The 24,642-nt window shown below is 71.0% G+C and carries 19 protein-coding genes and 2 pseudogenes; 7 read left to right on the forward strand and 14 right to left on the reverse strand.

The annotated features are described in order from the left end of the window. Positions 1 to 68: 68 nt before the first annotated feature. From BM237_RS09270 to hrcA, 3 genes are all read right to left on the reverse strand, one after another. Complete coding sequence (locus BM237_RS09270; protein ID WP_093849067.1) at positions 69 to 818, reverse strand: 16S rRNA (uracil(1498)-N(3))-methyltransferase; 750 nt, start codon at positions 816 to 818, stop codon at positions 69 to 71. 114 nt (positions 819 to 932) lie between these two features. Next, positions 933 to 2,060 carry a molecular chaperone DnaJ gene (gene dnaJ, locus BM237_RS09275; RefSeq protein ID WP_093849068.1) on the reverse strand — a complete coding sequence of 376 codons (1,128 nt, stop codon included), beginning with the start codon at positions 2,058 to 2,060 and terminating at the stop codon, positions 933 to 935. Next, positions 2,061 to 3,077: a heat-inducible transcriptional repressor HrcA gene (gene hrcA / locus BM237_RS09280; protein WP_093849069.1), complete on the reverse strand. Its 1,017-nt coding sequence runs from the start codon at positions 3,075 to 3,077 to the stop codon at positions 2,061 to 2,063. Between the two features lie 211 nt (positions 3,078 to 3,288). Between hrcA and BM237_RS09285 the strand changes: the two genes are divergently transcribed. The 3 genes from BM237_RS09285 (at position 3,289) to hemW (ending at position 6,263) form a co-directional block, all read left to right on the forward strand. Next, positions 3,289 to 4,002, forward strand: coding sequence for an MBL fold metallo-hydrolase (locus BM237_RS09285; RefSeq protein WP_093849070.1), 714 nt, complete (start codon positions 3,289 to 3,291; stop codon positions 4,000 to 4,002). Between the two features lie 62 nt (positions 4,003 to 4,064). Continuing rightward, on the forward strand, positions 4,065 to 4,934 hold the full coding sequence (locus tag BM237_RS09290) for a DUF3097 domain-containing protein (protein WP_093849071.1): 870 nt from the start codon (positions 4,065 to 4,067) through the stop codon (positions 4,932 to 4,934). A 96-nt stretch (positions 4,935 to 5,030) separates the two neighbouring features. After that, positions 5,031 to 6,263: a radical SAM family heme chaperone HemW gene (hemW, locus tag BM237_RS09295; RefSeq protein WP_093849072.1), complete on the forward strand. Its 1,233-nt coding sequence runs from the start codon at positions 5,031 to 5,033 to the stop codon at positions 6,261 to 6,263. Between the two features lie 59 nt (positions 6,264 to 6,322). On the opposite strand, the gene BM237_RS09300 is transcribed toward hemW, so the two are convergent. The 3 genes from BM237_RS09300 to lepA form a co-directional block, all read right to left on the reverse strand. Then, the gene (locus BM237_RS09300) at positions 6,323 to 6,538 is read right to left on the reverse strand and encodes a hypothetical protein (RefSeq protein ID WP_093849073.1); all 216 of its coding nucleotides are present in this window, start codon (positions 6,536 to 6,538) and stop codon (positions 6,323 to 6,325) included. Positions 6,539 to 6,633: 95 nt separating this feature from the next. Continuing rightward, positions 6,634 to 8,523 (reverse strand): AMP-dependent synthetase/ligase, encoded by a 1,890-nt coding sequence (locus tag BM237_RS09305; protein WP_093849074.1) that lies wholly within the window; start codon positions 8,521 to 8,523, stop codon positions 6,634 to 6,636. Positions 8,524 to 8,906: 383 nt separating this feature from the next. Continuing rightward, a complete protein-coding gene (gene lepA, locus BM237_RS09310; protein ID WP_093849075.1) occupies positions 8,907 to 10,784 on the reverse strand; it encodes a translation elongation factor 4 in 1,878 nt (625 codons plus the stop codon). Between the two features lie 220 nt (positions 10,785 to 11,004). On the opposite strand from lepA, the gene rpsT reads away from it, so the two are divergent. Continuing rightward, on the forward strand, positions 11,005 to 11,271 hold the full coding sequence (gene rpsT, locus BM237_RS09315; RefSeq protein WP_093849076.1) for a 30S ribosomal protein S20: 267 nt from the start codon (positions 11,005 to 11,007) through the stop codon (positions 11,269 to 11,271). Between the two features lie 246 nt (positions 11,272 to 11,517). Here the strand turns inward: rpsT and holA are convergent, their stop codons facing one another. After that, positions 11,518 to 12,510, reverse strand: coding sequence for a DNA polymerase III subunit delta (gene holA, locus BM237_RS09320; RefSeq protein ID WP_093849077.1), 993 nt, complete (start codon positions 12,508 to 12,510; stop codon positions 11,518 to 11,520). Positions 12,511 to 12,659: 149 nt separating this feature from the next. Between holA and BM237_RS09325 the strand changes: the two genes are divergently transcribed. Next, positions 12,660 to 12,905: a hypothetical protein gene (locus BM237_RS09325; protein WP_093849078.1), complete on the forward strand. Its 246-nt coding sequence runs from the start codon at positions 12,660 to 12,662 to the stop codon at positions 12,903 to 12,905. A gap of 126 nt (positions 12,906 to 13,031) precedes the next feature. After that, complete coding sequence (locus BM237_RS09330; RefSeq protein WP_342746219.1) at positions 13,032 to 13,400, forward strand: pyridoxamine 5'-phosphate oxidase family protein; 369 nt, start codon at positions 13,032 to 13,034, stop codon at positions 13,398 to 13,400. 134 nt (positions 13,401 to 13,534) lie between these two features. On the opposite strand, the pseudogene BM237_RS09335 reads toward BM237_RS09330, so the two are convergent. After that, a pseudogene (locus BM237_RS09335) lies at positions 13,535 to 14,131 on the reverse strand (ComEC/Rec2 family competence protein); the annotation flags it as partial. A gap of 143 nt (positions 14,132 to 14,274) precedes the next feature. Between BM237_RS09335 and BM237_RS28960 the strand changes: the two are divergent. Further along, complete coding sequence (locus BM237_RS28960; RefSeq protein ID WP_139238079.1) at positions 14,275 to 15,471, forward strand: zinc ribbon domain-containing protein; 1,197 nt, start codon at positions 14,275 to 14,277, stop codon at positions 15,469 to 15,471. A gap of 65 nt (positions 15,472 to 15,536) precedes the next feature. Here BM237_RS28960 and BM237_RS09340 read toward each other — a convergent pair whose 3' ends face one another. From BM237_RS09340 to BM237_RS29815, 6 genes and pseudogenes are all read right to left on the reverse strand, one after another. Then, complete coding sequence (locus tag BM237_RS09340) at positions 15,537 to 15,986, reverse strand: hypothetical protein (protein ID WP_093849079.1); 450 nt, start codon at positions 15,984 to 15,986, stop codon at positions 15,537 to 15,539. After that, entirely contained in the window at positions 15,983 to 18,091 is a 2,109-nt protein-coding gene (locus BM237_RS09345) for an integrase (protein WP_093849080.1), read from the reverse strand. The genes BM237_RS09340 and BM237_RS09345 overlap by 4 nt, the downstream gene beginning before the upstream one ends. Further along, complete coding sequence (locus tag BM237_RS09350; RefSeq protein WP_245793509.1) at positions 18,088 to 19,896, reverse strand: hypothetical protein; 1,809 nt, start codon at positions 19,894 to 19,896, stop codon at positions 18,088 to 18,090. Before BM237_RS09350 ends, BM237_RS09345 begins: the two co-directional genes overlap by 4 nt. A gap of 128 nt (positions 19,897 to 20,024) precedes the next feature. After that, positions 20,025 to 21,488 (reverse strand): site-specific integrase, encoded by a 1,464-nt coding sequence (locus BM237_RS29810; RefSeq protein ID WP_245793510.1) that lies wholly within the window; start codon positions 21,486 to 21,488, stop codon positions 20,025 to 20,027. Positions 21,489 to 21,607: 119 nt separating this feature from the next. Beyond that, positions 21,608 to 23,518: pseudogene (locus BM237_RS09355) on the reverse strand (ComEC/Rec2 family competence protein); the annotation flags it as partial. A gap of 20 nt (positions 23,519 to 23,538) precedes the next feature. Beyond that, positions 23,539 to 24,330, reverse strand: coding sequence for a ComEA family DNA-binding protein (locus BM237_RS29815; RefSeq protein ID WP_245793511.1), 792 nt, complete (start codon positions 24,328 to 24,330; stop codon positions 23,539 to 23,541). Positions 24,331 to 24,642 lie beyond the last annotated feature (312 nt).

Consider the following 24,642-nt stretch of genomic DNA (forward strand, 5'->3'; position numbering starts at 1 on the left):
TCCCGCTGTGAGGTGGGTCGATCGGTGGTCACGCAGCGCCGATCGTACCCCGGCCGCGGCGCGGGTGATCAGGACCAGCGGCCGGTGCGTCCCAGCAGCAGCGCCGCCGCCGCCGTGCCCGCCGTGGAGGTGCGCAGCACGCTCGGGCCCAGCCGGTACGGGCGCGCGCCCGCCTGCTCGAACGCCTCCAGCTCCTCCGGGGTGACCCCGCCCTCCGGGCCGACGACGAGCACCAGCTCGCCCTCGGCCGGCAGCTCGGCGGCCGCCAGCGGGAGTGCCCCCTCCTCGTGGAGGACAGCCGCGAAGGCGGCGGACGACAGCAGCGGGAGCAGCTGCCGGGTGCCGGCCGGCTCGGCGACCTCGGGGAAGCGCAGCCTGCGCGACTGCTTGCCGGCCTCGCGCGCGGTGGAACGCCACTTGCGCAGCGCCTTCTGCCCGCGCTCGCCCCGCCACTGCGTGACGCAGCGCGACGCGGACCAGGGAACGATCGCGTCCACGCCCGTCTCCGTCATCGTCTCCACGGCCAGCTCGCCGCGGTCGCCCTTGGGCAGGGCCTGGACGACGGTGATCCGCGGGCGCGGCTCCGGCTCGGTGCGCACCTCGGTGACGGCGACCTCCAGCCGGTCCTTCCCCTCGACGGCCGCGACGGTACCGAAGGCCCCGGTGCCCGCCCCGTCGGTGAGGACGATCCCCTCGCCCGCGCGCAGCCTCCGTACCGCGACGGCGTGCCGGCCCTCGGGCCCCTCCAGCGCCAGCACGGCGCCGGGAACGGCACCGGCCAGGGCGGCGGTCTCGGCCAGGAAGACGGGGGCGGTCACACCGGCCGCCCGGCGGGGTGCACCGGCCGGGCGGCCGGGGTGATCAGCTCGGTGGGCATGACGGCATCCTGCCACGCCCGCCGGAGGCCGGCCGCCCCGCCTCAGTACCGCGCCTCAGCGACCGTTGAACGCGTCCTTCAACCGCGAGAACAGCCCCTGCTGCCCCGGCTGGAACTGGCCCGTCGGCCGTTCCTCGCCCCGCAGCTTGGCCAGGCGGCGCAGCAGCTCCTCCTGCTCCGGGTCCAGCTTGTTCGGCGTCTGGACCTCCACATGGACGATCAGGTCGCCGCGGCCGCCGCCGCGCAGATGCGTCACGCCGCGCTGGTGGAGCGGGACCGACTGGCCGGACTGGGTACCGGGCCGGATGTCGACCTCCTCCAGGCCGTCCAGCGTCTCCAGCGGGACCTTGGTGCCCAGTGCCGCCGCCGTCATGGGGATGGTGACCGTGCAGTGCAGGTCGTCACCACGCCGCTGGAAGACCGGGTGCGGCACCTCGTGGATCTCGACGTACAGGTCGCCCGCCGGGCCGCCGCCCGGGCCGACCTCGCCCTCGCCGGCGAGCTGGATGCGGGTGCCGTTGTCGACGCCGGCCGGGATCTTCACCGTCAGGTTGCGCCGCGAGCGCACCCGGCCGTCGCCGGCGCACTCCGGGCAGGGGGTGGGCACGACCGTGCCGAAGCCCTGGCACTGCGGGCAGGGTCGCGAGGTCATGACCTGGCCCAGGAAGGACCGGGTGACCTGCGATACCTCTCCGCGGCCGCGGCACATGTCGCACGTCTGCGCGGAGGTGCCCGGGGCCGCTCCCTCGCCGCTGCACGTGGTGCAGACGACCGCCGTGTCCACCTGGATGTCCTTGGTGGTGCCGAAGGCCGCCTCGTCCAGCTCGATGTCGAGCCGGATCATGGCGTCCTGGCCGCGCCGGGTGCGGGACCTCGGCCCGCGCTGGGAGGCGGCGCCGAAGAAGGCGTCCATGATGTCGGAGAAGTTGCCGAAGCCCCCGCCGAAGCCGCCGCCCCGGCCCGCGCCGCCCGTGGGGTCGCCGCCGAGGTCGTACATCTGCTTCTTCTGCGGGTCGGAGAGCACCTCGTAGGCGGTGTTGATCTCCTTGAACCGCTCCTGCGTCTTCGGATCCGGGTTGACGTCGGGGTGCAGTTCGCGCGCGAGCCTGCGGAAGGCCTTCTTGATCTCGTCCTGCGAGGCATCGCGCTGTACGCCCAGGACCGCGTAGTAGTCGGTTGCCACTTACGACTCCGCGAGGATCTGTCCGACGTAACGTGCCACTGCGCGTACCGCTCCCATCGTTCCGGGGTAGTCCATGCGGGTCGGCCCGACCACACCGAGCTTGGCGACCGCCTCGTCTCCCGAACCGTAACCGACCGAGACGACCGACGTGGACGTCAGCCCCTCGTGAACATTCTCATGACCGATTCGCACCGTCATGCCCGGATCCTTCGCCTCCCCCAGCAGCTTGAGCAGGACGACCTGCTCCTCCAGAGCTTCCAGCACCGGCCGGATGGTCAGCGGGAAGTCGTGCACGAAGCGGGTGAGATTGGCGGTGCCGCCGATCATCAGCCGCTCCTCGGTCTCCTCCACCAGAGTCTCCAGCAGAGTGGCGAGCACCGTCGAGACCGTGCCGCGGTCCTCGGCGTCGAAGGACTCCGGCAGGTCCTGCACCAGCCCGGGCACCTCCGAGAAGCGCTCGCCGACCACCCGGCTGTTGAGCCGGGCACGCAGATCGGCCAGGGACGACTCCGAGATGGGGGCCGGGCAGTCCACCACGCGCTGCTCCACCCGCCCGGTGTCCGTGATCAGCACGAGCATCAGACGCGCGGGGGCCAGGAGCAGCAGCTCGACGTGGCGGACGGTCGAGCGGGTCAGCGAAGGGTACTGGACGACGGCGACCTGGCGGGTGAGCTGGGCCAGCAGCCGCACGGTGCGGCTGACGACGTCGTCGAGGTCGACGGCGTCCTCCAGGAAGTTCTGGATCGCCCGGCGCTCCGGCTTGGACAGCGGCTTGACGCCCGCCAGCCTGTCGACGAACAGGCGGTACCCCTTGTCGGTGGGGACACGGCCCGCGCTGGTGTGCGGCTGGGCGATGTACCCCTCGTCCTCCAGGGCCGCCATGTCGTTGCGCACGGTGGCCGGGGAGACCTGGAGGTTGTGCCGCTCGGTCAGCGCCTTGGACCCCACCGGCTCCTGCGTGCCCACGTAGTCCTGGACGATGGCGCGCAGGACTTCGAGTCTGCGTTCGCTGAGCATCTGGCGCACCTCCCGTCCGGCCTTCTCTTTCCGGTCCTCTTCCCTGGCGTTCCCTGGCGTTCCCTGGCACTCTCGGCCGGCGAGTGCCAGTCACCCTGTGCCAGTGTACGGCCGGTGACCGTGGCCGGGGCAAGGGCGGGCACCGACCGGGAGGGCGATCCCCGCCACATCCCGGCGGGCACCGCCCGCGTGATGGCGCTAGCGTCGCCGTATGGAGACGGATTGGGAAGAGCTGTCGCCTGGAGTCGTACGCCGCCGCATGCCCGGCTGGGACGAGACGGTCGGGGCCGTCGCGGGCGATTCGGGGATGCTGGTGGTCGACACGGGCGCGACGCTGGGCGACGGCGCACGCGCCCGGCGGTACCTGCACGAACGCTTCGGGCTGCCGGTGACCCATGTGGCGCTGACCCACCCGCACTTCGACCACGTCCTGGGCGCCTCGGCCTTCGCCGGGGTGGAGGTCTACGGGGCGGTGGGGATCGAGGACCTGCTGGTCCACTCGAAGGACGAGTTGCGCCAGGACGCCGTGCGGCACGGCGTGGACCCGCGGGAGGCGGCCGAGGCGGTCGACGTGCTCGTCCACCCGCACCACCGGGTGGCCGGCGAGCTGACCGTCCAGCTGGGCGGCCGGGAGGCGCTCCTGGCCAACGTCGGCCCGGCGCACACCGCCCACGACCTGGCCGTCGTGGTCCCCGGCGTCCTGGGCGGGCCGGACGTGGTCTTCTGCGGCGATCTGGTGGAGGAGTCCGGCGAACCGCAGGCCGGCCCGGACTCCCACCCCGTCCACTGGCCGGCCGCGCTGGACCGGCTGCTCGCCCTGGGCGGCGAGGACGCGCGGTACGTGCCGGGCCACGGGGCGGTGGTGGAAGCCGCCTTCGTCCGCGCCCAGCGCGACGCGCTGGCGGAGCGCTTCGGCACCGTGTGACGGGCGCCGCGGCAGGTTTCACAGCAGGTTTCACAGCAGGGATCGCGTAACACAATGACCGCATGCGCAGCAGACAGTACGGCCCCGACCTGACCCCTCCCTGGAAGCGGACCTCGGGGAACCACAGGCCCGCTCCCGAGGTGCCCGCCGAGCCGGAGCTGGTGGTGGAGGAGGTCACGACCGGCTTCTGCGGGGCCGTGGTGCGGTGCGAGAAGACGGCGCAGGGGTTCACCGTCACACTGGAGGACCGCTTCGGCAAACACCGGGTCTTCCCGATGGAGCCCCGCGGCTTCCTGCTGGAGGGGAAGGCCGTCACCCTCGTCCGGCCGCGGGCGGTGGCCCCGCCCGCCCCGGAGGCACCCCGGCGCACGGCCTCGGGGTCGGTGGCGGTGCCGGGCGCCCGCGCGCGGGTGGCGCGGGCGGGGCGCATCTACGTCGAGGGGCGCCACGACGCGGAGCTGGTGGAGAAGGTCTGGGGCGACGACCTGCGGATCGAGGGCGTGGTCGTGGAGTACCTGGAGGGCGTGGACGACCTCCAGGCGGTCGTGGAGGCCTTCGGTCCCACTCCCGAGGCCCGGCTGGGCGTGCTGGTGGACCATCTGGTGCCCGGTTCCAAGGAGTCCCGGATCGCCGCCGAGGTCACCGGTGAGAACGTGCTGGTCGTCGGCCATCCGTACATCGACGTCTGGGAGGCGGTGAAACCGTCCGCCCTGGGCATCGGCGCCTGGCCCCGGGTGCCGCGCGGTCAGGACTGGAAGACGGGGGTGTGCCGGGCACTGGGCTGGCCGGAGAACACCGGTGCGGCGTGGAAGCGGATCCTGGGGAGCGTGCGCGACTACAGGGATCTGGAGCCGGGGCTCCTCGGCCCGGTCGAACGGCTGATCGACCATGTCACGGTGGGCGGACCGGCGGGCGGGCCGGACGGCCGGTGAGCCCCGGGGGCCGGTGAGCCCTCCGCCCGGCCGGCCGCGGCCCGCGGCCGGCCGGGGACGGGCAGGGTCCGGTGCGGGTGCGGGACAATGGACCCCATGCCTTCCGCACTGCCCGACGGCGAGCCCGTCCCCGCCGACGGATCCCTGCCCGCGCACGCCCTGGCGGGCGCGGCGCGGCGCCCCCTCGGCTTCTACCTGCACGTGCCGTACTGCGCGACGCGCTGCGGCTACTGCGACTTCAACACCTACACCGCGAGCGAACTGCGCGGCTCCGGCGGCGCCCTCGCCTCGCGGGAGAACTACGCGCGGACGCTGGCCGAGGAGGTGCGGCTGGCCCGCAAGGTGCTCGGCGACGATCCCCGGCCGGTGGAGACGGTCTTCGTCGGCGGCGGCACCCCCACCCTGCTGCCCGCCGCCGACCTGGGGCGGATGCTGGCCGTGATCCGTGAGGAGTTCGGGCTGGCCAAAGACGCCGAGGTCACCACGGAGGCCAATCCGGAGTCCGTCGATCCGGCGTACCTGGCCGGACTGCGCGAGGCGGGCTTCAACCGGATCTCCTTCGGCATGCAGAGTGCCCGGCGCCATGTGCTGGACGTGCTGGACCGCACCCACACCCCGGGCCGTCCCGAGGCGTGCGTGGCCGAGGCCCGCGCGGCGGGCTTCGAGCACGTCAACCTGGATCTGATCTACGGCACCCCGGGCGAGAGCGACGACGACTGGCGGGCCTCCCTGGAGGCCGCCCTCGGCGCCGGTCCCGACCATGTCTCGGCGTACGCGCTGATCGTGGAGGACGGCACGCGGCTGGCCTCCCGCATCCGGCGCGGCGAGGTGCCGATGACGGACGACGACGTGCACGCCGACCGCTATCTGATCGCCGAGGAGATGCTGTCGGCGGCCGGTCTCGACTGGTACGAGGTGTCGAACTGGGCGGTGACGGAGGCCGCCCGCTGCCGCCACAACGAGCTGTACTGGACGGGCGCCGACTGGTGGGGCGCCGGTCCGGGGGCGCACAGCCACGTCGGCGGGGTGCGCTGGTGGAACGCCAAGCACCCCGGCGCGTACGCCCAGGCGCTCGCCGAGGGCCGTTCACCGGGCGTGGGCCGCGAGGTGCTGGACGAGGGGGACCGGCGCGTGGAGCGGATCCTGCTGGAGCTGCGGCTGGTGGACGGCGTACCGCTGGACGTCCTGGCCCCGGCCGGGGCGCGCGCCGCCGGGCGGGCGCTGGCGGACGGGCTGCTGCGCCCGGAGGCGTACGAGCGCGGGCGCGCGGCGCTGACCCTGCGCGGTCGGCTGCTGGCCGACGCGGTGGTCCGCGATCTGGTGGACTGAACGGACCGGTCCGAGCGGTCCGAGCGGACTGATCCGCCGCAGCCCGTCTCCCGCCCGCCTCAGCCCGTCTCCCGGACGGCCGCCCGGCGTCCGGCGCGGACATCGCGCACGAGCGCGAGGAAGGCCACGAGGAAGAGGGCTGTCGCCGCCACCACTCCCAGGGGCGACGCCCCGGCCCGGTGGTCGTCGACGGCCATGGCGAGGATCAGCAGGGCTCCCAGGACTCCGAAGGCCGAGATCGGCGTAGAGACCGATGTGCCGGTGAGACGGGTCACCGGCACATCGTCGCGTACGGTCCGCCCCCCGCCGGGCGCAAGTGCCCGGCGGGGGGGGCGGACCGGGGTCGAGCCGGGGCGGCACGCCCCGGGTCTCACGCCTCGCGGGCGCCCGCGTACATCTCCTCGATCAGGTGGCCGAACTCCTTCTCCACCGCGGGCCGCTTCAGCTTCAGGCTCGGGGTGAGCTCACCGTGCTCGATGTCCAGGTCGCGCGGCAGGATCCGGAACTTCTTGATCGTCTGCCAACGCTGGAGGCCTTCGTTGAGGCGCTGGACGTAGCCGTCGACGAGCTTGTGCACCTCGTCGGAGCCGACGACCTCCGCGTAGCTCTTCCCGCCCATCCCGTGCTCCTCGGCCCAGCCCATGATGGTGGGCTCGTCGAGCGCGATGAGCGCGGTGCAGTAGTTGCGGTCGGCGCCGTGCACCAGGATGTTGGAGACGTAGGGGCAGACCGCCTTGAACTGCCCCTCGACCTCGGCCGGGGCGATGTACTTGCCGCCGGAGGTCTTGATCAGGTCCTTCTTGCGGTCGGTGATCCGCAGGTAGCCGTCCTCCGACAGCTCACCGATGTCGCCGGTGTGGAACCAGCCGTCCTCCTCCAGGACCTCGGCGGTCTTCTCCGGCAGCCTGTGGTAGCCCTGCATGATGCCGGGGCCGCGCAGCAGGATCTCGCCGTCCTCGGCGATGCGCACCTCGGTGCCGGGCAGCGGCTTGCCGACCGTGCCGGTGCGGTACGCCTCGCCGGGGTTGACGAAGCTGGCGGCGCTGGACTCGGTGAGGCCGTAGCCCTCCAGGATGTGGACGCCGGCGCCGGCGAAGAAGTAGCCGATCTCCGGGGCCAGGGCGGCGGAGCCGGAGACGCAGGCGCGCAGCCTTCCGCCGAAGGCCTCGCGGAGCTTGGCGTAGACGAGCTTGTCGGCGACCGCGTGCTTCATTTTCAGGCCGGCGGGCGCGGAGGCCGTGCCGGTGCGGCGGAAGTTGTCCTGGGTGACCTTGGCGTACTCGCGCGCGACCCCGGAGGCCCACTTGAAGATCTTGTACTTGGCGCCACCGCCGGCCCGCGCCTTGGCGGCGACCCCGTTGTAGACCTTCTCGAAGATCCGGGGGACGGCCGCCATGTAGGTGGGCCGCACGACCGGGAGGTTCTCGATGATCTTGTCGACCCGGCCGTCCACGGCGGTGACGTGGCCGACCTCGATCTGGGCCGCGGTGAGCACCTTGCCGAACACGTGGGCCAGCGGCAGCCACAGGTACTGCACGTCGTCGGCGCGGACCAGCTCCGTCGCGGCGATGGCCTTGGCCATGTAGGACCAGGCGTCGTGCGGCAGCCGTACGCCCTTGGGCCGGCCGGTGGTGCCGGAGGTGTAGATCAGGGTGGCGAGCTGGTCGGAGCGCAGGGCGCCGACGGTCTCCTTGACCGCCTCGGGGTGCTCCTCCAGGTACGCCTCACCGCGCTTGCGCAGCTCGTCCAGCGACAGCACCCAGCCCTCCGGGTCGCCCTCGGCGGCCACGGCGCCCTCCGCCTCGATGACGACCACATGGGCGAGGTCGGGCAGCTGCGCGCGGCACTCGCGGGCCTTGGCGAGCTGCCCGGCGTCCTCGGCGATCAGCACACGGCTCTCGGAGTCGGCGAGGATGTAGGCGGTCTCCTCGGCGTTGGTGCTGGGGTAGACGGTCGTGGTGGCCGCTCCGGCGCACAGCACGCCCAGGTCGCACAGGATCCAGTCGGCCCGGGTGCCCGAGGCGATGGCGACCCGCTCCTCGGGCCTGACCCCCAGGTCCATCAGGCCCGCGGCGATCGCGAAGACGCGCCGCGCGGCCTCGCCCCAGGTGTAGGAACGCCACTCGTCCGGCCCCTCACCCGAGGCCGGGGGAACGGGATAGCGGTACGCCTCGCCGTCCGGAGTCGCCTCGATGCGCTCCAGGAAGAGGTTCGCCACCGAGGGCGGACGGTTCTGGATCAGGGACTGGCTGTCGCTCACAACATCCTCCGGGGCCCGCGACGGTGCAGGGGGGTGGCTCCAAGGCTCGGCCCACCGCGAGTGCTGGGGTGGGAAGGGGTGGAACGGTTGCGTGCTGTGCGTACTGCTCTGTGCGTATTGAGTGACTCGCGAGTAACAACCGAGCGGGCGATCAGCCTAAGACGGAAGGCCCCGCCTTGAAAGGGCTTGCACCTCGCCTGCGTGAAGCCGTGACCTGTGCGATACATACACCACATACCCCGGTCGGCCACCCGTGCGCCCGTGCACGGGCCCGTACGTGTGAGGGCGCCCGCAGACCCGCGCGGGCCTGCGGGCGCCCTCACGGACGCTCCGTCCTGCGGCTTCCGCCCGGGCCGGCCCGGGCGGCCGGTCCCGGGCGGGTCCTACTTCTTGCCCTTGGCGTCGCCGCCGCCGTCGGAGTCCGAGGAGAGCGCGGCGATGAAGGCCTCCTGCGGGACCTCCACCCGGCCCACCACCTTCATGCGCTTCTTGCCCTCCTTCTGCTTCTCCAGCAGCTTCCGCTTGCGGGAGATGTCACCGCCGTAGCACTTGGCGAGCACGTCCTTGCGGATGGCGCGGACGGTCTCACGGGCGATGACGCGCGAGCCGATGGCGGCCTGGATGGGCACCTCGAACTGCTGCCGGGGGATGAGCTCGCGCAGCTTGGAGGCCATCCTGACCCCGTAGCTGTACGCCTTGTCCTTGTGGACGATCGCGGAGAAGGCGTCCACCTTGTCGCCGTGCAGCAGGATGTCGACCTTGACCAGGTCGGCGGTCTGCTCGCCGGTCGGCTCGTAGTCGAGCGAGGCGTAACCGCGGGTCTTGGACTTGAGCGCGTCGAAGAAGTCGAAGACGATCTCCGCCAGCGGAAGGGTGTAGCGCAGCTCGACGCGGTCCTCGGACAGGTAGTCCATGCCCAGCAGGTTGCCGCGCCGCGACTGGCACAGCTCCATCACGGCGCCGACGAAGTCGTTCGGGGTCAGCACCGTCGCGCGGACGACCGGCTCGTGCACCTGGGCGACCTTGCCCGTCGGGTACTCGCTGGGGTTGGTGACGATGTGCTCGGTGCCGTCCTCCATGTCCACCCGGTAGACCACGTTGGGCGCGGTGGCGATCAGGTCGAGCCCGAACTCGCGCTCCAGGCGCTCGCGGATGACCTCCAGGTGCAGCAGGCCGAGGAAGCCCACGCGGAAGCCGAAGCCGAGGGCCGCGGACGTCTCCGGCTCGTAGACCAGCGCGGCGTCGTTGAGCTGGAGCTTGTCCAGGGCGTCGCGCAGCTCGGGGTAGTCCGATCCGTCCAGCGGATACAGACCGGAGAACACCATCGGCTTGGGGTCCTTGTAGCCGCCCAGCGGTTCGGTGGCCCCCTTGGAGAACTGGGTGATGGTGTCGCCGACCTTGGACTGGCGCACGTCCTTCACACCGGTGATCAGATAGCCCACCTCACCGACGGACAGACCGTCGGCGGGCAGCATCTCCGGGCTGTTGGTGCCGATCTCCAGCAGTTCGTGGGCGGCGCCGGTGGACATCATCTGGATGCGCTCGCGCCTGGAGAGCTTGCCGTCGACGACCTTCACATACGTCACGACGCCCCGGTAGGCGTCGTAGACCGAGTCGAAGATCATCGCGCGGGCGGGGGCGTCCGCGACGCCGACCGGGGCCGGGACCTGCCGCACGACCTCGTCCAGCAGCGCCTTGACGCCCTCGCCGGTCTTGGCGGAGACCTTCAGCACCTCCGACGGGTCGCAGCCGATGAGGTGCGCCAGTTCGGCGGCGAACTTCTCCGGCTGGGCGGCCGGGAGGTCGATCTTGTTGAGGACGGGGATGATCGTGAGGTCGTTCTCCATCGCCAGGTAGAGGTTGGCGAGCGTCTGGGCCTCGATGCCCTGGGCGGCGTCGACCAGGAGGATGCACCCCTCGCACGCGGCCAGCGAGCGGGACACCTCGTAGGTGAAGTCGACGTGCCCGGGGGTGTCGATCATGTTGAGGATGTGGGGCGTCCCCTTCTCCTCACCCTCGGTGGGGGCCCACGGCAGGCGGACCGCCTGGGACTTGATCGTGATGCCGCGCTCGCGCTCGATGTCCATGCGGTCGAGGTACTGGGCGCGCATCTGGCGCTGCTCGACGACACCGGTGAGCTGGAGCATCCGGTCGGCGAGCGTCGACTTGCCGTGGTCGATGTGCGCGATGATGCAGAAGTTGCGGATCAGCGCCGGGTCGGTACGGCTCGGCTCCGGCACGTTCGATGGGGTCGCGGGCACGCAGGGTCCTGTCGGGTCATGGCTCGGATCGGTACGTCTCCCCCATCGTCCCATGAGTGGCGCTTACGGTCCGGTTTGGGAGCCGATCAGGCCTGCTGGTACCCTGACCGACTGTGTCTCAATGCCCTCGCGCGGGGCCCGGCGCGCGGACGGTGCGACGGGACCGCTCGGGGAGACTGGGCACGGAATCACACCTCATCAAACCCGAGAAGGCTCTTTCGTGGCGAACATCAAGTCCCAGATCAAGCGGATCAAGACCAACGAGAAGGCCCGCCAGCGCAACAAGGCGGTCAAGTCCGAGCTGAAGACCGCGATCCGCCGCACCCGTGAGGCGATCGCCGCCGGTGATGCCGAGAAGGCCGCCGAGGCCGCGCGCGTGGCCGGCAAGAAGCTCGACAAGGCCGCCGGCAAGGGCGTGATCCACAAGAACCAGGCCGCCAACAAGAAGGCGGCGCTGGCCCAGAAGGTCTCCGCTCTCAAGGGCTGAACCCCCGGGCCGCCGGCCGGCGGCCCGACCCCGGTGCCGAAACGGGATCCAGCGGACCCTCTCACCGCTCCGTGCCGGCCCATCGCGCCGCACGCGGCCTGCGTTCGCCACGCGGGTGCGGCGCACCGAGAAGTCACAGGCCGAGAGCCTGACGCCCACTGCCCGCCGTGATCCCCCGCGGCGGGCAGTACGCGTTCCGCCTCCCCCGCACCACTATCACTCCGCACCGCACCGCACCGCTCCGCCTCAGCGGGAGCGGGCCGCGCGGGCAATGGTGATGACGGCCTTCTCCAGTGCGTACTCCGGGTCGTCCCCGCCGCCCTTGACCGCCGCGTCGGCCTCGGCCACCGCGCGCAGCGCCGCCGACACCCCGGCCGCCGACCAGCCGCGCATCTGCTGGCGGACCCGGTCGATCTTCCACGGCGGCATCCCCAGCTCACGGGCCAGGTCTCCGGGGCGCATCCCGCGCGGGGCCGACATCAGCCGGCCGATGCCCCGCACCCCCTGGGCCAGAGCGCTGGTGACCAGCACCGGGGCCACACCCGTCGACAGCGACCAGCGCAGCGCCTCCAGCGCCTCGGGCAGCCTGCCCTCCACCGCCCGGTCGGCGATGGTGAAGCTGGACGCCTCGGCGCGCCCGCTGTAGTAGCGGGCCACGACCGCCTCGTCGACGGTGCCCTCGACATCGGCGGTGAGCTGGGAGCAGGCACTGGCCAGTTCACGCAGATCGCTGCCGAGGATCTCCACCAGGGCCTGGCAGGCCTCCGGTGTCGCCGAGCGCCCGGCGGCGCGGAACTCGCCGCGCACGAACGCCTGCCGGTCGGCGGGCTTGGTCATCTTCGGACAGGCGACCTCGCGCGCGCCCGCCTTGCGGGCGGCGTCCAGCAGCCCCTTGCCCTTGGCGCCGCCCGCGTGCACCAGCACCAGGGTGATCTCCTCGGCCGGGGAGCCCAGATACGCCTTGACGTCCTTGACCGTGTCGGCGGCGAGGTCCTGCGCGTCCCGGACGACCACGACCTTGCGCTCGGCGAACAGGGACGGGCTGGTCAGCTCCGCCAGCGTGCCGGGCCGCAGGTCGGCGGGGGCGAGTTCGCGCACATCGGTGTCGGCGTCGGCGGCCCTGGCCGCGTCGATCACCTGGCGCACCGCGCGGTCGAGCAGCAGATCCTCCTGGCCCACCGCGAGCGTGACGGGGGCGAGGGGGTCGTCGGTCGAGGACTTCCTGGTTTTACCGGCCATCGCGCACCAGCATCCCACGAGCCGCCGACAGCCCGGCGGCTCCGGGACCGGTCGGGTCCGGTATGGACTGATATGAGCCTGTATAGGTCGGTGTAGACCACTCGGGACCTGTCCGCGGGCCGCTTCGGGGGCTGTCGCACAATGGCGCGGTGGACGACGTACGACACATCCTGGTGCTCCCCGACCGCGACGCCGCGCAGGAGGTGGCGGAGGAGGTCACCGAACGGCTCGGCCTGGCCGAGGAGCCCCGGCCGGTCCGCGAGGCGCTGGCCGGCGAGGACGACGCGGAGGACGCCCAGTGGCTGGTCGTCCTCGACGACCCGGGCGGCGCGTACGACCCGGCCGAACTGGACGCCCTCGCCGCCGAGTACGACGGCTGGCTGGAGAGGGACTGAGACCGGCGGGCGGCATCCGGCGAACAGGCCGGGGAACGGTTGTCCGGGCGGTGGGCGGGAGTAGGGCGCGCGGCCCAGGACGCCCGCCCGATGCGCCGGGCCTCGCCCCCGGTTGGCGTCCGGCGCATGACGGCCCCTCACCCGGCTCCGCGTACGGTGGAGCAGCGCAGGCGCGATGTGCTGAAGCGGCTGGAGGAGGACGTGGACGCCTGGGTGTCCACGGTGAATCCCGACGCCACCCCCTGTCTCGTGCCGTTGTCGTTCCTCTGGTCCCAGGGCTCGCTGCTGATCTCCACCCGCGCCCGCCGGCCCACCGTCCGCAACCTGCGGGCGGCGGACCGGGAGGCGCGGGCACGGGTGGCGCTGGGACACACCCGGGACGTGGTCCTGATCGATGCCCGCGCCGGGATCCTCGATCCCGGCGAGCTGCCCGGGCGGGAGGCGGAGGCGTTCGCCGCGAAACTGGGCTGGGACCCGCGTGAGAAGTCCGGATGAGTCTACCTCCGGCTGCGGCCGGAGAGGCTGCTGGCCTGGCGCGAGGAGAACGAACCGGCCGGCCGGGAGCTGATGCGTGACGGGCGGTGGCTCACGCACTGACGGGCCTTCGGTGAGGGAGGCGAGTCGGCCCCTCAGCCCGACGCGACCACCGTGCCGTCCGCGGTGACGGCCAGGGAGCCGTGGGTGTCGGTGCGCGCAACGGCGGAGCCCAGAGCCCGCAGTGCGGCGAGGACCTTCGGGGACGGGTGGCCGTAGGGGTTGTCCTCCCCGCAGGAGACGAGGGCGAAGCGGGGGCGCAGCCGCTCCAGCAGAGCCGGGTCCTGTTGGGCCGAGCCGTGGTGGGCGACCTTGAGGACGTCCACCGCGGGCAGATCGGGGTGTGCCGCCAGCAGGGCGCGCTGCGCCGGGGGTTCGAGGTCTCCGGGGAGGAGGACGGTCAGACCGGCCGCGCGGACGAGGAGGGTGACGCTGGCGTCGTTGGCGTCCTCGCCCGAGGCGGAGGGCGGTCCGGGCGGCGGCGGCCGGCGGGGCCAGAGCACTTCCCAGGACAGGTCGCCGATCCGGCGCCTCTCCCCCGGCCCCGCCCCGATCACCGGCACCCCCGCGCGGGCGGCCTCGCGGCGCACCGCCGCCGCCTGCCCGGCCGGCTCGCCCCGGGCGGTGGTCTGGATCGCCCCGACCGCACGGCCCCTCAGCACCCCGGCCAGTCCGGCGACATGGTCGGCGTGCACCGTTTCTTCGCGCTCAGCATGTCTCATGAGACATCAACCTGCGCTGCAACCAACCGACTCGAACCGCAGGTGGCAAACGCTATCCCTAACTGCGCCGATACTCTGGCGCTTCTCACGCCGCGGTAGCACTAGGGAGACACGTGACCGAGACGCCCGATGATGGCACGGACCAGGCAGCCGAGGCTTCGTCCGGTTCAGTCGAGGAGCCGCCGTTCGGCCTGCCGAAGGCGGTTGAAGCCCCTGACGATGCCCGCAACGCAACCGAACCGCAGACCTCACCTGATGCGATCGCGGTACCCAAGCAAGACTCGGGTCAAAGTGATTCAGAGGCGGACGCACCGCGCAAGCGCGTGATCCGCATAAAGAAGAAGCGAGGCCCTGTCGAGCTGAAGTTCCAGCCCGTAGAGAACGGTGTCGACTACCTCCTGAGCGTAACTGAACACCTAGCCGACAAGCCTAGTCCGCGCAATCTAAAATACGCCATCCTCCACCTCCAAGCCGCAACGGAAGTACTACTGAAGGCGCGCCTCCAGCTTGAGCATTGGACGCTCGTCTTTGAGAAACTCGAGAACGCTTCACTCGATAAGTTCAATAAAGGAGATTTCCAGAGTTGCGGAACTCCCGATGCGCTGAAGCGCCTTAAAGACATAGTTGGGATCGAGGTAGGGGTCACAGGTTCCATCGATAACGACCTGAGGCAGCTTGTTAAATGGCGAAATGCTCTTCAGCACTACGGCCTAACAGTTCCAGCTCCAGCCGTGGAGAAGCTCTCCGTAAACGTTCTCGATTTCCTACTCTCGTTCGTCCGCGATCAGCTCAGACCGGAGCTCAAGCGACAGGAGAGGCAAGTACTAGATCGAGAGATGGAATCGGTGAGCGACGGCCTTGCCTCGATCAATAGATTCTTGACAGCCCGAATGAACCGACTTGCCGATGAACTGAAGGATCTCGCTGACGAGATCACGCATTGCCCGCTATGCATGCAAAAGACGCTAATCGTCGACGGGGATCCCGATTGCCGGTTCTGTCAAGTAGCTTGGCGAGATGGAGGTGACGTTGCAGCCGCATACGTCGAGAACGTGCAGGGCCTCAGCATATTCGAGGCCATAAAAGATGGTGGAGATGCCCTGATCACCAACTGCCCAGAATGCCAACACGAATCGCTCGTAGCTGACGTGCAGATGGCATCTGGAACTGTCGCTGACTACTTTTGCTTCCAGTGTGGAACACCGCAAGGCCCTCTCGGGAAATGCGACGCTTGCGGAAGCCCGACTGTCGTGGATGATGGCCTCTCCCTCTGCGGCTTCTGCTTGGATGCAAAGATAGAAAGATTTTAGAAGTTCACCCCTTCCGACTTTTGAGGTCGTGTCGGATGTCGCCGCGAAATGCGTTTTGCGGGTAGTTAGCGACGTCGGTTGGGGCCGAGTGGTCGGATAGGTGCGACGTTCTTCGAGGCATCGCTGTTGAATTGCTGCCGCAGGGCTTCGTTGTCGTGGTAGAGGGCGGCGATCGCGGTGTGGGCGGCCTTCAGCTTCCGCTCCAGGAGCGTGCAGTCCTGGGTCTTTTTGGCCAGACGCTTCTTGAGTTCGGCGATGGCCGCGTCGCGTTTGGCCTCGCTGCGGGTGACCTTGCCGTGGGCGGCGATGTGCGCGTCCCATTCGGCCAGGATCGCGTGAGCGCGGTTCATGGTCGCGCGGCTGACCTGGGCCTCCTTGTAGAGGTTCTCCTTCGTGAGGCGGCCGTCGGTCCGTAGGGGGCGCCCCTCGAAGAGGCGGGTCATCGCCGTCCGCAGGGCTGCGGCGGTCTTGGGGCTGACCTGATCTTGGAGATCGCCGTCGGTGGGGCCTGTCACTGGGCTCCTCCCGCCATTTTGAGCACGTTCCGGGTGATCTCTAGTTCGCGTTCCGCGAGGTCACGGCGGCAGGCCGGTAGGGAGGGGTTGTTGATGAGCTGAAGCTGTGTGCGCTGATGGGAGTCGTAGATCGGCAGATGCTCGGGGCCGATCATGCTGTTGGCGCATCGGTCGGGCCGGCAGCGTTCGTCGAGCGGGCCGACATGGCCTTCAGGGACGATCGCGTTCTCGAGGCAGACGGCGCCAACGGGGTTGGTGTGATCGGCGGTGCAGTTGTTGAGCATGCCGAACCGGATGTGGATCCTGGTCGTGCGCAAGAGCGTGTCGGCGGTGCGGGCGTCCCCGTTGAGGGCCTTGACAGTGGCCTCGATCTGGTCGAAAGCGTCCTTGACGCGTTCGGCGCCGGGCCCGAATCCGATCTCCTCGCCTGCGGCGTGACGCCCGTAGAGGTCTTTGATCTTGCGGAACTTGACGTTGTCGAGGGCGTCCTCCAGGTACTTCGCCCAGTCGCTGTCGGAGGCGGCATAGCTGCGGGTGGTGGCGTTGGCGAGGGCCCGCCTGGCGAGGTGCTTGAGCTGGATGCCGGTGGCGATCTCGGAGTTGGGGAACTGATCGGTGAGCATCGCCATCGTGCGGCGGAACATGTGCGGGCGGATGTAGGTGGTAGGGATCTCGTCGAGTCCGGTCCAGGTCCGGCTCTTGTTCACGAACTCGACGAATGCCGCCAGCATCTTGACCCCCTTGACGGTGCCGTCCTGTCTGGTGGTGTGGACCGGGGCGAAGACACGTTTGGGATGCAGGGAGACGGCCTCGGCAACCTCGAGGGCTTCAACGAGGGGTTCGGCGATCCACCAGTGCTTGCCGGGGCGGCTGGTGGTGCCCTTAATCTTCGTGGACGCGATGGCCGGGGTGCTGTAGTGCTCGACGACGGGGTCTCGCAGGATCTCGTGGATCTCTGAATCGCGCATCATGGACAGGCCCACGACGAGGACGAACGCGGCATCGCGCAGTGCTGTCTTCAGATCGTTCAGCTGCCGCGGGCCGATGCCGGGGTGCCAGGGCCCCGTGCTGCCGTCCGACCGCGCAACCTGTACGAGTTCTCCGGTCAACGCGTGGGGGGTGAACCGGCCCTCGGCCACTGCGGCCAGGACCAGACGGCGTCGCCGCTCTGTCAGCAGGCTGGCGCGGCTGGCGTTGCGCTCGGAGAACGCAGTGCGGGCCCGCTTCTCGTAGCCGAGATGCAGCGTCAGCAGGTGCCAGTTCACCCGCGGCGCCTCGTCGTCGGCGGACAGAGGGTGGACGGGGACCTTGTTCAAGGGGTCGGCAAGCCACTCTTCCAGACGCGCGTCGATGCCAACACGGCTCGGGCAGGCTGCGTCCTCGAGTTCACGCAGCCGCTGTTCGGCCCTCAGGATGTCGGGGGCGAAGTCGTGAATGTAGGCCCACGCCGCGCGGATCAGCGGAAACCATGTCGCCGGAGGAACGGCGGGAGTGGAAAGGGCCCTGCTGGCACTGAGCTTGGCGACGGCGCGGGTGCTCTGGCCAGGCCACGGATCACCGGCCGGCCAAGGCAGACTCAGAGCAGGCTCCGCTGCCGCCAGATTCTTTATCGTGATGACGTGGCCTCTGACCGTCGCCGGCGAGTTGCCGTCTGCGGCAAAGTCGACGATGTGCTCCCGCAGATCCACCAGGTCCCATCCGTCCGGACGAGCCGGACGTCCGTGTTTCCGGGCCCAGCGGGCCATCGCTCGCAGGTGAGAGGCTATGTGCTGCAAAGTGCGCGGATCACCCATGCCGCCGAGGACGACTCCGCTCTTGAGAACCACGGGATGCCGCGGGTTGAAGGTGAACATCATGAATTCGCGGGCCAGCAGGTTCCAGTACGGGTCCTCCAGCTCAATGCTGAAGTAGACCCTCCAGCTGCTGGCAGCGACGTTGGCCGGTCGCTTCAGGACGCCGTTGAAGTCCCAGAAGCCGCTGTCACCGAACCGTGGGACATAGGCACCGGGCTCGCGGGCCGCAGGCAAGAGCGATCGCCCCTGCACGACCGATTCGTCGTCGCGGAACAAGGACGGGTGCCGCTGCTGGGGCAGATTCAAGATCATGCGTCGAACTCCGTGTGCGCGGCCAGCGGCAGGTCGAGAACGGCCTGGCCGGCTTCGATGTGCTTGCGGGCCAGGGCCAGTTCCTCGGGTGTGCGGTCGTCCAGGACAGCGCCCAGGTTCACCCAGCTCCGCCCCCAGAGCCGCTCGAATGCCTGCGGGGTCAGAAGCGTACGGAGTCGTTTCAAGTGCGCTTCGAAGAGGAGGAGTTGTGGAAGGTTGGTCGGCAGAATCCAAGCGTTGCGGCATTCCAGGCAGCGCAGCGGTGCCACGGCGCAGAGCTCGCCAGGGCGGCTGTAAGGCCCCTGATAGGGGTTCTTGCAGTGAGAGACGCCCATGTCGAGCTGGCCGGCCATGATGTCCTCGGCTTCTTGGGCGGACAGGCCCGATTCCTCCAGCAAGTCCTGGTCGACATCCTCCGTGGTGTCGGAGATGACGGTGGGGCCGTCGGCGCGGTGGAGAGCCTTGTCGAACCAGTGCTGCTGGGCGGTGGAGATCGTCCGCCCAGACATGATGCGCAACGTGGTGCCCTGCGCGTAGTGATTGGCGAAGGTCTCTTCGGTGTGGTCGTCCGCGGCGGCACTGATGCGGCCTTCAGCCACGATGGCCTTCTCGACCTTGACCGATTTCCGCATGCGGCCGATGTGTCGGTCGCCCTTGATCTCGACGCCCATGGCGTCCAGCCAGTTGCCGAACCGCGCCGTCACACGGTGGGGAGCCCATCGGTTGAACACCGCGGTGAAATCCCCGGGGACGGCGGCACTGACGAAGAGCGTGTCCGTAACGTCCGGGGCTTTGGCGCGAACCCGGGCAGTCAGGTTGAGGAGTTGACGGACGATCTCGCTGGCCTCGCGCCGGGCCCCGTCCAGGGTCAGCTGCCCCTCGTCATGGTCGTCCGGGGTCGCCTCGGCGGGTGCAGGGCGGTCACGAAAGGCGCGATGCCGACGCAGTCCGGCACGGTTCTTCACCAGCGTCAGCCGGACGCCCTTGGGCAGGAACTCGACATCCTTCTCACCGAAGCCGGTGACCTCCTCGGAAGTATGGCCGGTGGCGTCCATCAGCAGGACACGGTAGGCATGCAGGTCGAGGGTGGTGGGATACAAGCTCGCGAACAGCTTGCGACACAGTTGGAGCCGAGCCGTCTGCGGGTGCGGGACGCAGCCCTGCCCGGCAGTGAACTCCTGGAGCTCGACGGGCCACTCGCGGGGCGGAGGCGCGAGCCGCCGGATGTGGTCGGGCGTGATCTGATCGTGGGCCAGCCCCCAGAGCAGGTCGGGAACACTCGTCCAGCTGCCCTGATCCGGATGACGCCCCTGGCCCGCGCGAGCCCAACCCTGCTCCAAGCGCTTGCGGGTGGCTCGAGCGCTTTGCCAGGCAGCTCGAATCAGAGCCCGCTTCTCCTTGCGTTCGAACTCGTCCCGCTCCGTCGACTCTCCGCTGCCAAGAAGTGCAGGGCCGCGGGCGAACCGGGCAAGGGCCGGCGCCACCACGCGGTCGGCGTGGTCATCCCGGCGCACGATCAAGACGCGCACTGCCGCGGCTATTGTGTTGGGCCAGGTCGAACTGGGTGCGTAGTCCTCCGGCAAGGCCAGTTCCCACGCCATCAGCGTCTCGAAGAGATCATCGTCGGTCAGGCTCTTTCCGGCCGCCTCAGGGCCGCAGACCTTGTCCACGTACTGGCAGAGCCGTTTGATGCCCATCTGATAGGCCTTCGCGTGGGCCGTGATCGTGGTGGCGGCCACGTACTCGATCCACTCGTCCGCCAGCTGCATAGCCAGCAGCGAGCACCGGTAGTCAGACGGATCCACAACGAGAAGGGTGCGGGAGAATCTGACGACCCTGGGGCCGGTGCCGCCTGGCGGGACGGGCGTTTCCAGAGCTGCCAACAGCCGTTCACGTTCCTGCAGAGTTCGGCCCTTACGCCGTGCTGTTGACATCACCGGCCGCCCTTCGCGCTGCTGATCGCGTGGGAGGCAATGGCGGCGTAGGAGGTCTCGTCGTCGCCCACCCACCCGTTGAACGCGGCCTCGAACTCGTTGATCAGGTCGTCCGTGTATTGGAGGTACTCGTAGGTCGTTTCTGGATTTGAATGGCCGAGTCGCCGGCTGACGATCAGCAGCGGGTTGTGCCGGATGTGCCCGGTCAAGTACGACCGGTGCCGACGACGGCGAGCCTGCAGGTCCGGCTCTTCGCCGTCCATCATGTTCTCCAGATAGGTCAACAGCCGCAGAGCGTAGGTGTGCCGCAGGTCGTGCCATCGCCAGCGTCGAGCCGGCAACAGCGGCGTAGTTTCGTCAGCGAGGTCCGTCATGCGCGTCCAGGCCCGGTGGCGGTAGCTCTTCCAGGCGTCCGCCCCCGGCATCAGACCGCCGCGGCAGACGAACAAGGTCAGGGCCTCCAGGCCGAACTCCCCCTCGAAGACGGTGATCCGCCGCAACTTGGCGTCCATGGCCGACATCTGGAACTCGCGCACGACGCCGTCCAGGACGCCCCTCACGCGGCCGCCGGCGACGTCGACCTCGCCCACCACGAACAGGTCGCGGGCCTTGCGCTCCAAGCTCCGGGCGGCTCGGCAGACGATGTCCGGACGCTCCAGCAGGCAGAAGAGCTCAGCGGATCCGACTGCGTCTTCCGGCACGTAAATGGTGCGTGCTTTGGCGTACTTCGCGCAGGCTTGGACGGTGAACTCCGCCGCCCCGCCCGGCATGCCCGGCCAGAGGCCGACCTCGGGGAGTAGCACGGTCGCCCACTCCCGCCAGCGCGTCCCGGATCCCAGGGCGATGTCGCTGCCCGCGCGGTCGCGCAGTGGTGACCACCCGCGGAAGGTCGGGTTCACCTGAGCGTCGGGCAGTTGCCCGCCCAGTCCCACATCCCTGAAGTACCGGTACTGCTCGAACGTCAGGTGTCGGATGTCCATGCCCGAACGGACCTGCGGGGCCAGGGCGTTACGCCCCCGAGCCGCCAACCTCGCTGGGCGGTGGGTCAAGATCTTCCGGTCGACGAGGAACCCATAGAGATCGTCCAGGACGAATGACTCACGGCTCCAGACCGACCCGCCGACCGGCTTCTTCTGCCATTGGGTCCGATGGCTGCGGTACGACACCAGGTCGGACTCAGTCGCCGACAGGACATCACTGTTCAGCTCGGCAAGATGATCGTCCACCCTGCCGACCACCCGCCCGTAGTCCTTCAACGTGGTCTCGTCCAGCAAGGCCGTTGACAGATACCTGCCGAACTCGCACAACGGAGGGATCGGCGTCTGGGTCTCCTCGTCGAGGTACATCGGTGTCCCGTCGAGGATGCCTCGCCGCTTCAGCAGCGCGGCCACCTGCTCAGCAGAGATCACGTCACTGTCCAGGTACTTCTCCAGCAGCCCGGACTCCACAAAGGCAAGGTCCATACTCGCCCCTCCTCCAGGGGCCGGAGGGGGACTCCCGTCAGCTCACCTGTCTCGTACGTCCACTACCAATCGAGACTGAACCACACATCTCATGAGACAGATTTGAACAGCGGAAAGAAGAAGTGGGTGAGCACCAGCAGGGGGACGACCGTGACGCCGAGGGCGCGCAGGCAGCGGTCCACCGTCTCCGGCTCGGGGCCGGCGTCGACGACCACGGCCGCGCCCTCCCCCGCCGCCAGGGCCAGCGCGTCGCCCTGGCCCACGTCGCAGACCGCCAGCCGCCAGCCCGGCGGCGGCCAGCCGGTGAGCGGGCGGATCAGCGGGGCGGGGCGCAGGACCGCCAGGGCCAGCAGTACGGCGCAGGCCGCGCACAGCCACCGGTGCCGCACCAGTCGGCGGGCCACCAGGACAGCCGCCGCGGTGAGCGCGGCCAGCAGCAGCGCGCCGGTCCAGCTGCCGGGCCAGGCGATCTCGGCGCCGGGCAGGGAGGCCCCCGCCCGGGCGATGGCGGCGACGGCCCCGGTGGGCCAGCCCGCCAGCCGGGCCAGCGCCTCGGCCAGCGGCGGCGCGAGGGGCGCGGTGACCAGGGCGGCGAAGCCCAGCACGGTGGCGGGCGCGACCAGGAACTCGGCCAGCATGTTGCACGGGATCGCCACCAGGCTGACGTGGGCCGCGAGGACCGCGACCACGGGCGCGCACACCGCCTGTGCCGCCGCGGCCGCCGCCAGCGCCTCGGCGAGCCTCCCCGGCATCCCCCGGCAGCGCAGGGCCTCGCTCCAGCGGGGTGCGACGGTGAGCAGCGAGCCGGTGGCCAGGACCGAGAGGATGAAGCCGAAGTCGCGGGCCAGCCACGGGTCGTAAAGGACGAGCAGCAGTACGGCGGCGGCCAGGGCCGGCAGCAGGGACCGCCGTCTTCCGGTGCCGATCGCCACGATGGTGATCAGCCCGCAGGCCGCCGCCCGCAGCACACTGGGCTCGGGGCGGCAGACCACCACGAAGGCGAGGGTGAGCAGCGCCCCGGCGACCGCGGTGGTGCGCAGCGACATCCCCAGCCGGGGCGCCATGCCCCGGCGTTCGGCGCGTACGGCCCTGCCCGGCGGCCCGATGAGCAGCACCAGCAGGATCGCGAGGTTCGCCCCGCTGACCGCCAGCAGATGGAGCATGTCGGCGGCCCGGAAGGCGGCGTCGAGGTCGGCCGGGATGCGCGAGGTGTCGCCGACGACCAGCCCGGGCAGCAGCGCCCGCGCGTCGCCCGGCAACCCGTCACTGGCCTCCCGCAGCCCGGAGCGCAGCTCTCCCGCGATGCGCTGGGGGGTCGTCGGGCCGACGGTCACCGTGGGCGGCCCGCCGGTGCTCACCCTCAGGACGGCGGCGATGTCGCGGCCCCCGGCACCGCCGTCCTGTGGCGGCAGGAGCCGGGCCCGGAGCCGCAGCCGGGTGGTGGGCAGCAGATCGAGCCATCCCGCGGGCGGCCCGGCGGCCGATTCCGTACCCCGTACCAGGACGAGCACCGGCGACCGGGTGGCGGTCACCGTGCCGTCGGCGGTGGTGACGCGCAGGGCCTCGGCACGCAGCATCACCGTGCCCGCCGTCTGCTCCGAGCCGCGTACGCGGGGCCGGACGACACGCGGATCGCCGGTGACGGCCACCTCGACGGTGACGTGCGCGTACTGCCGGGCCGCCGCCGGCAGGGGTCCTCGGTGCAGATCGGCCGCGTGCGCCGCGGCCACCCCGCCGCCGGCGGCGGCGCACACCAGCGTCATGGCGACGGCCGTACGCCCGCCTCCCCGGGCCCCGGCCCGGCCCCGGGCCGGAACCAGGCACACCGCCGCACCGAGGAGACACAGCGCCACGCCCGCGACGGCCGCGCCGCCCGGAGCGCCCAGGGCCAGGGCCGCCGCACTCCAGGCGGCCAGCGCGGGCGGCACCAGCCGCAGGTCGGCCGGGCCCTCCTGGCGCGGTTCCGCCGCTCCCAGCCGACGGCCTGCGGCGGAGTGGACCGCCGACCGGACCCCGGTAGCGGTCGGCATATCGGTCGAAGTGCTCGCGGTCACGGCCCGACCAGCGGCTTCAGTTCGGCGAAGCGGCGCTCCCCGATCCCGCTGACCTCACGGAGTTCCTCGACGGAGGAGAAGCCGCCGCGCTCGGTGCGGTGGTCGATGATGCGCCGGGCCATCACGGGCCCGATACCGGGGAGCGTGTCGAGCTGTTCGGCCGTGGCGGCGTTGAGGCTGACCGGCCCGCCCGCCGCCGGTCCGCCCCCGGCAGCGGGGGCGGCGGGCGGGCCGGGTACGGCTGCCGCGGTGGGAGGCTCCCCGACGACGATCTGCTCGCCGTCGGCCAGCGGCCGGGCGCGGTTGAGGCCGTGGAGGTCGGTGCCCGGCCGGACACCGCCCGCGGCCCGCAGGGCGTCGGCCACCCGGGCGCCGGCCGGCAGCCGGTGGACCCCGGGTCTGCGGACCTCGCCCGCCACGTCCACCAGCAGCGGTCCTCCCCCAAGGGCCGCGCCGGAAGCCGTACCCGAAGCCGCCGCGGGCGCCGGGGCGGTGGAAGGCGCCGGGGAAGAGAGCGGGGAGGGCCCGGGACTCGAGCGGGAGGCCGACTCCACCGGCGGCGCCTGCACCGTCTGCGGGCGCCCGCTCCAGAAGTGGTGTACGGCGAAGCCGAGGGCCACGGCCAGGGCCAGGGCGAGTGCGGCCAGTGTGCGCGGTTCCACTCCGCACCGCGTGCGCACCCACAGCGGCAACCTGTCCCGTACGGCCTCCGCCAGCCGTGCGCGCCGGGTCACGTCCACGGGGCCGGGGCCGGGGCCGGGGCCGGGGACTGCGTCCGGCTCGGTCACGGAAGCGGGGGCAGACGTGCGTGCGGGCGCGGGCGCGCCGCCGGGGACGGAACCGGAGGCTGAGGCGGGGACGGGACCGGCCGGACGCGGCGCCGGCACCCGCTCCCGCGGGAGCTCCGCCGTCAGGCGGCCGGCCCGTGCCTGCCGGACCGCGTCGCGCGCGGCCGTGATGGCCTCCGTCCGCGACAGCGGGGCGGGCGCCCCGCCGGTGTCCGGCCCACCCGGCTCTGTTTCCGGCCCCGGCCCCGACGCCGGTGGGGCGTTCCCGAGCAGCGCGTCCGCGCGGGCTCGCAGGGGTGCCGCCTCGGCGGC

It is taken from the genome of Streptomyces mangrovi (assembly GCF_900114215.1).
Classification (GTDB): domain Bacteria; phylum Actinomycetota; class Actinomycetes; order Streptomycetales; family Streptomycetaceae; genus Streptomyces; species Streptomyces barkulensis.

Excerpts from the sequence above, each read along its gene's own strand:
- BM237_RS09330 (WP_342746219.1), top strand. The coding sequence starts at position 13,032 with ATGACGGCCCCTCACCCGGCTCCGCGTACGGTGGAGCAGCGCAGGCGC.
- hemW (WP_093849072.1), top strand. The coding sequence starts at position 5,031 with ATGCCTTCCGCACTGCCCGACGGCGAGCCCGTCCCCGCCGACGGATCC.
- hrcA (WP_093849069.1), bottom strand. The coding sequence starts at position 3,077 with ATGCTCAGCGAACGCAGACTCGAAGTCCTGCGCGCCATCGTCCAGGAC.
- BM237_RS09345 (WP_093849080.1), bottom strand. The coding sequence starts at position 18,091 with ATGATCTTGAATCTGCCCCAGCAGCGGCACCCGTCCTTGTTCCGCGAC.
- holA (WP_093849077.1), bottom strand. The coding sequence starts at position 12,510 with ATGGCCGGTAAAACCAGGAAGTCCTCGACCGACGACCCCCTCGCCCCC.
- BM237_RS09290 (WP_093849071.1), top strand. The coding sequence starts at position 4,065 with ATGCGCAGCAGACAGTACGGCCCCGACCTGACCCCTCCCTGGAAGCGG.
- BM237_RS29810 (WP_245793510.1), bottom strand. The coding sequence starts at position 21,488 with ATGGACCTTGCCTTTGTGGAGTCCGGGCTGCTGGAGAAGTACCTGGAC.
- BM237_RS09285 (WP_093849070.1), top strand. The coding sequence starts at position 3,289 with ATGGAGACGGATTGGGAAGAGCTGTCGCCTGGAGTCGTACGCCGCCGC.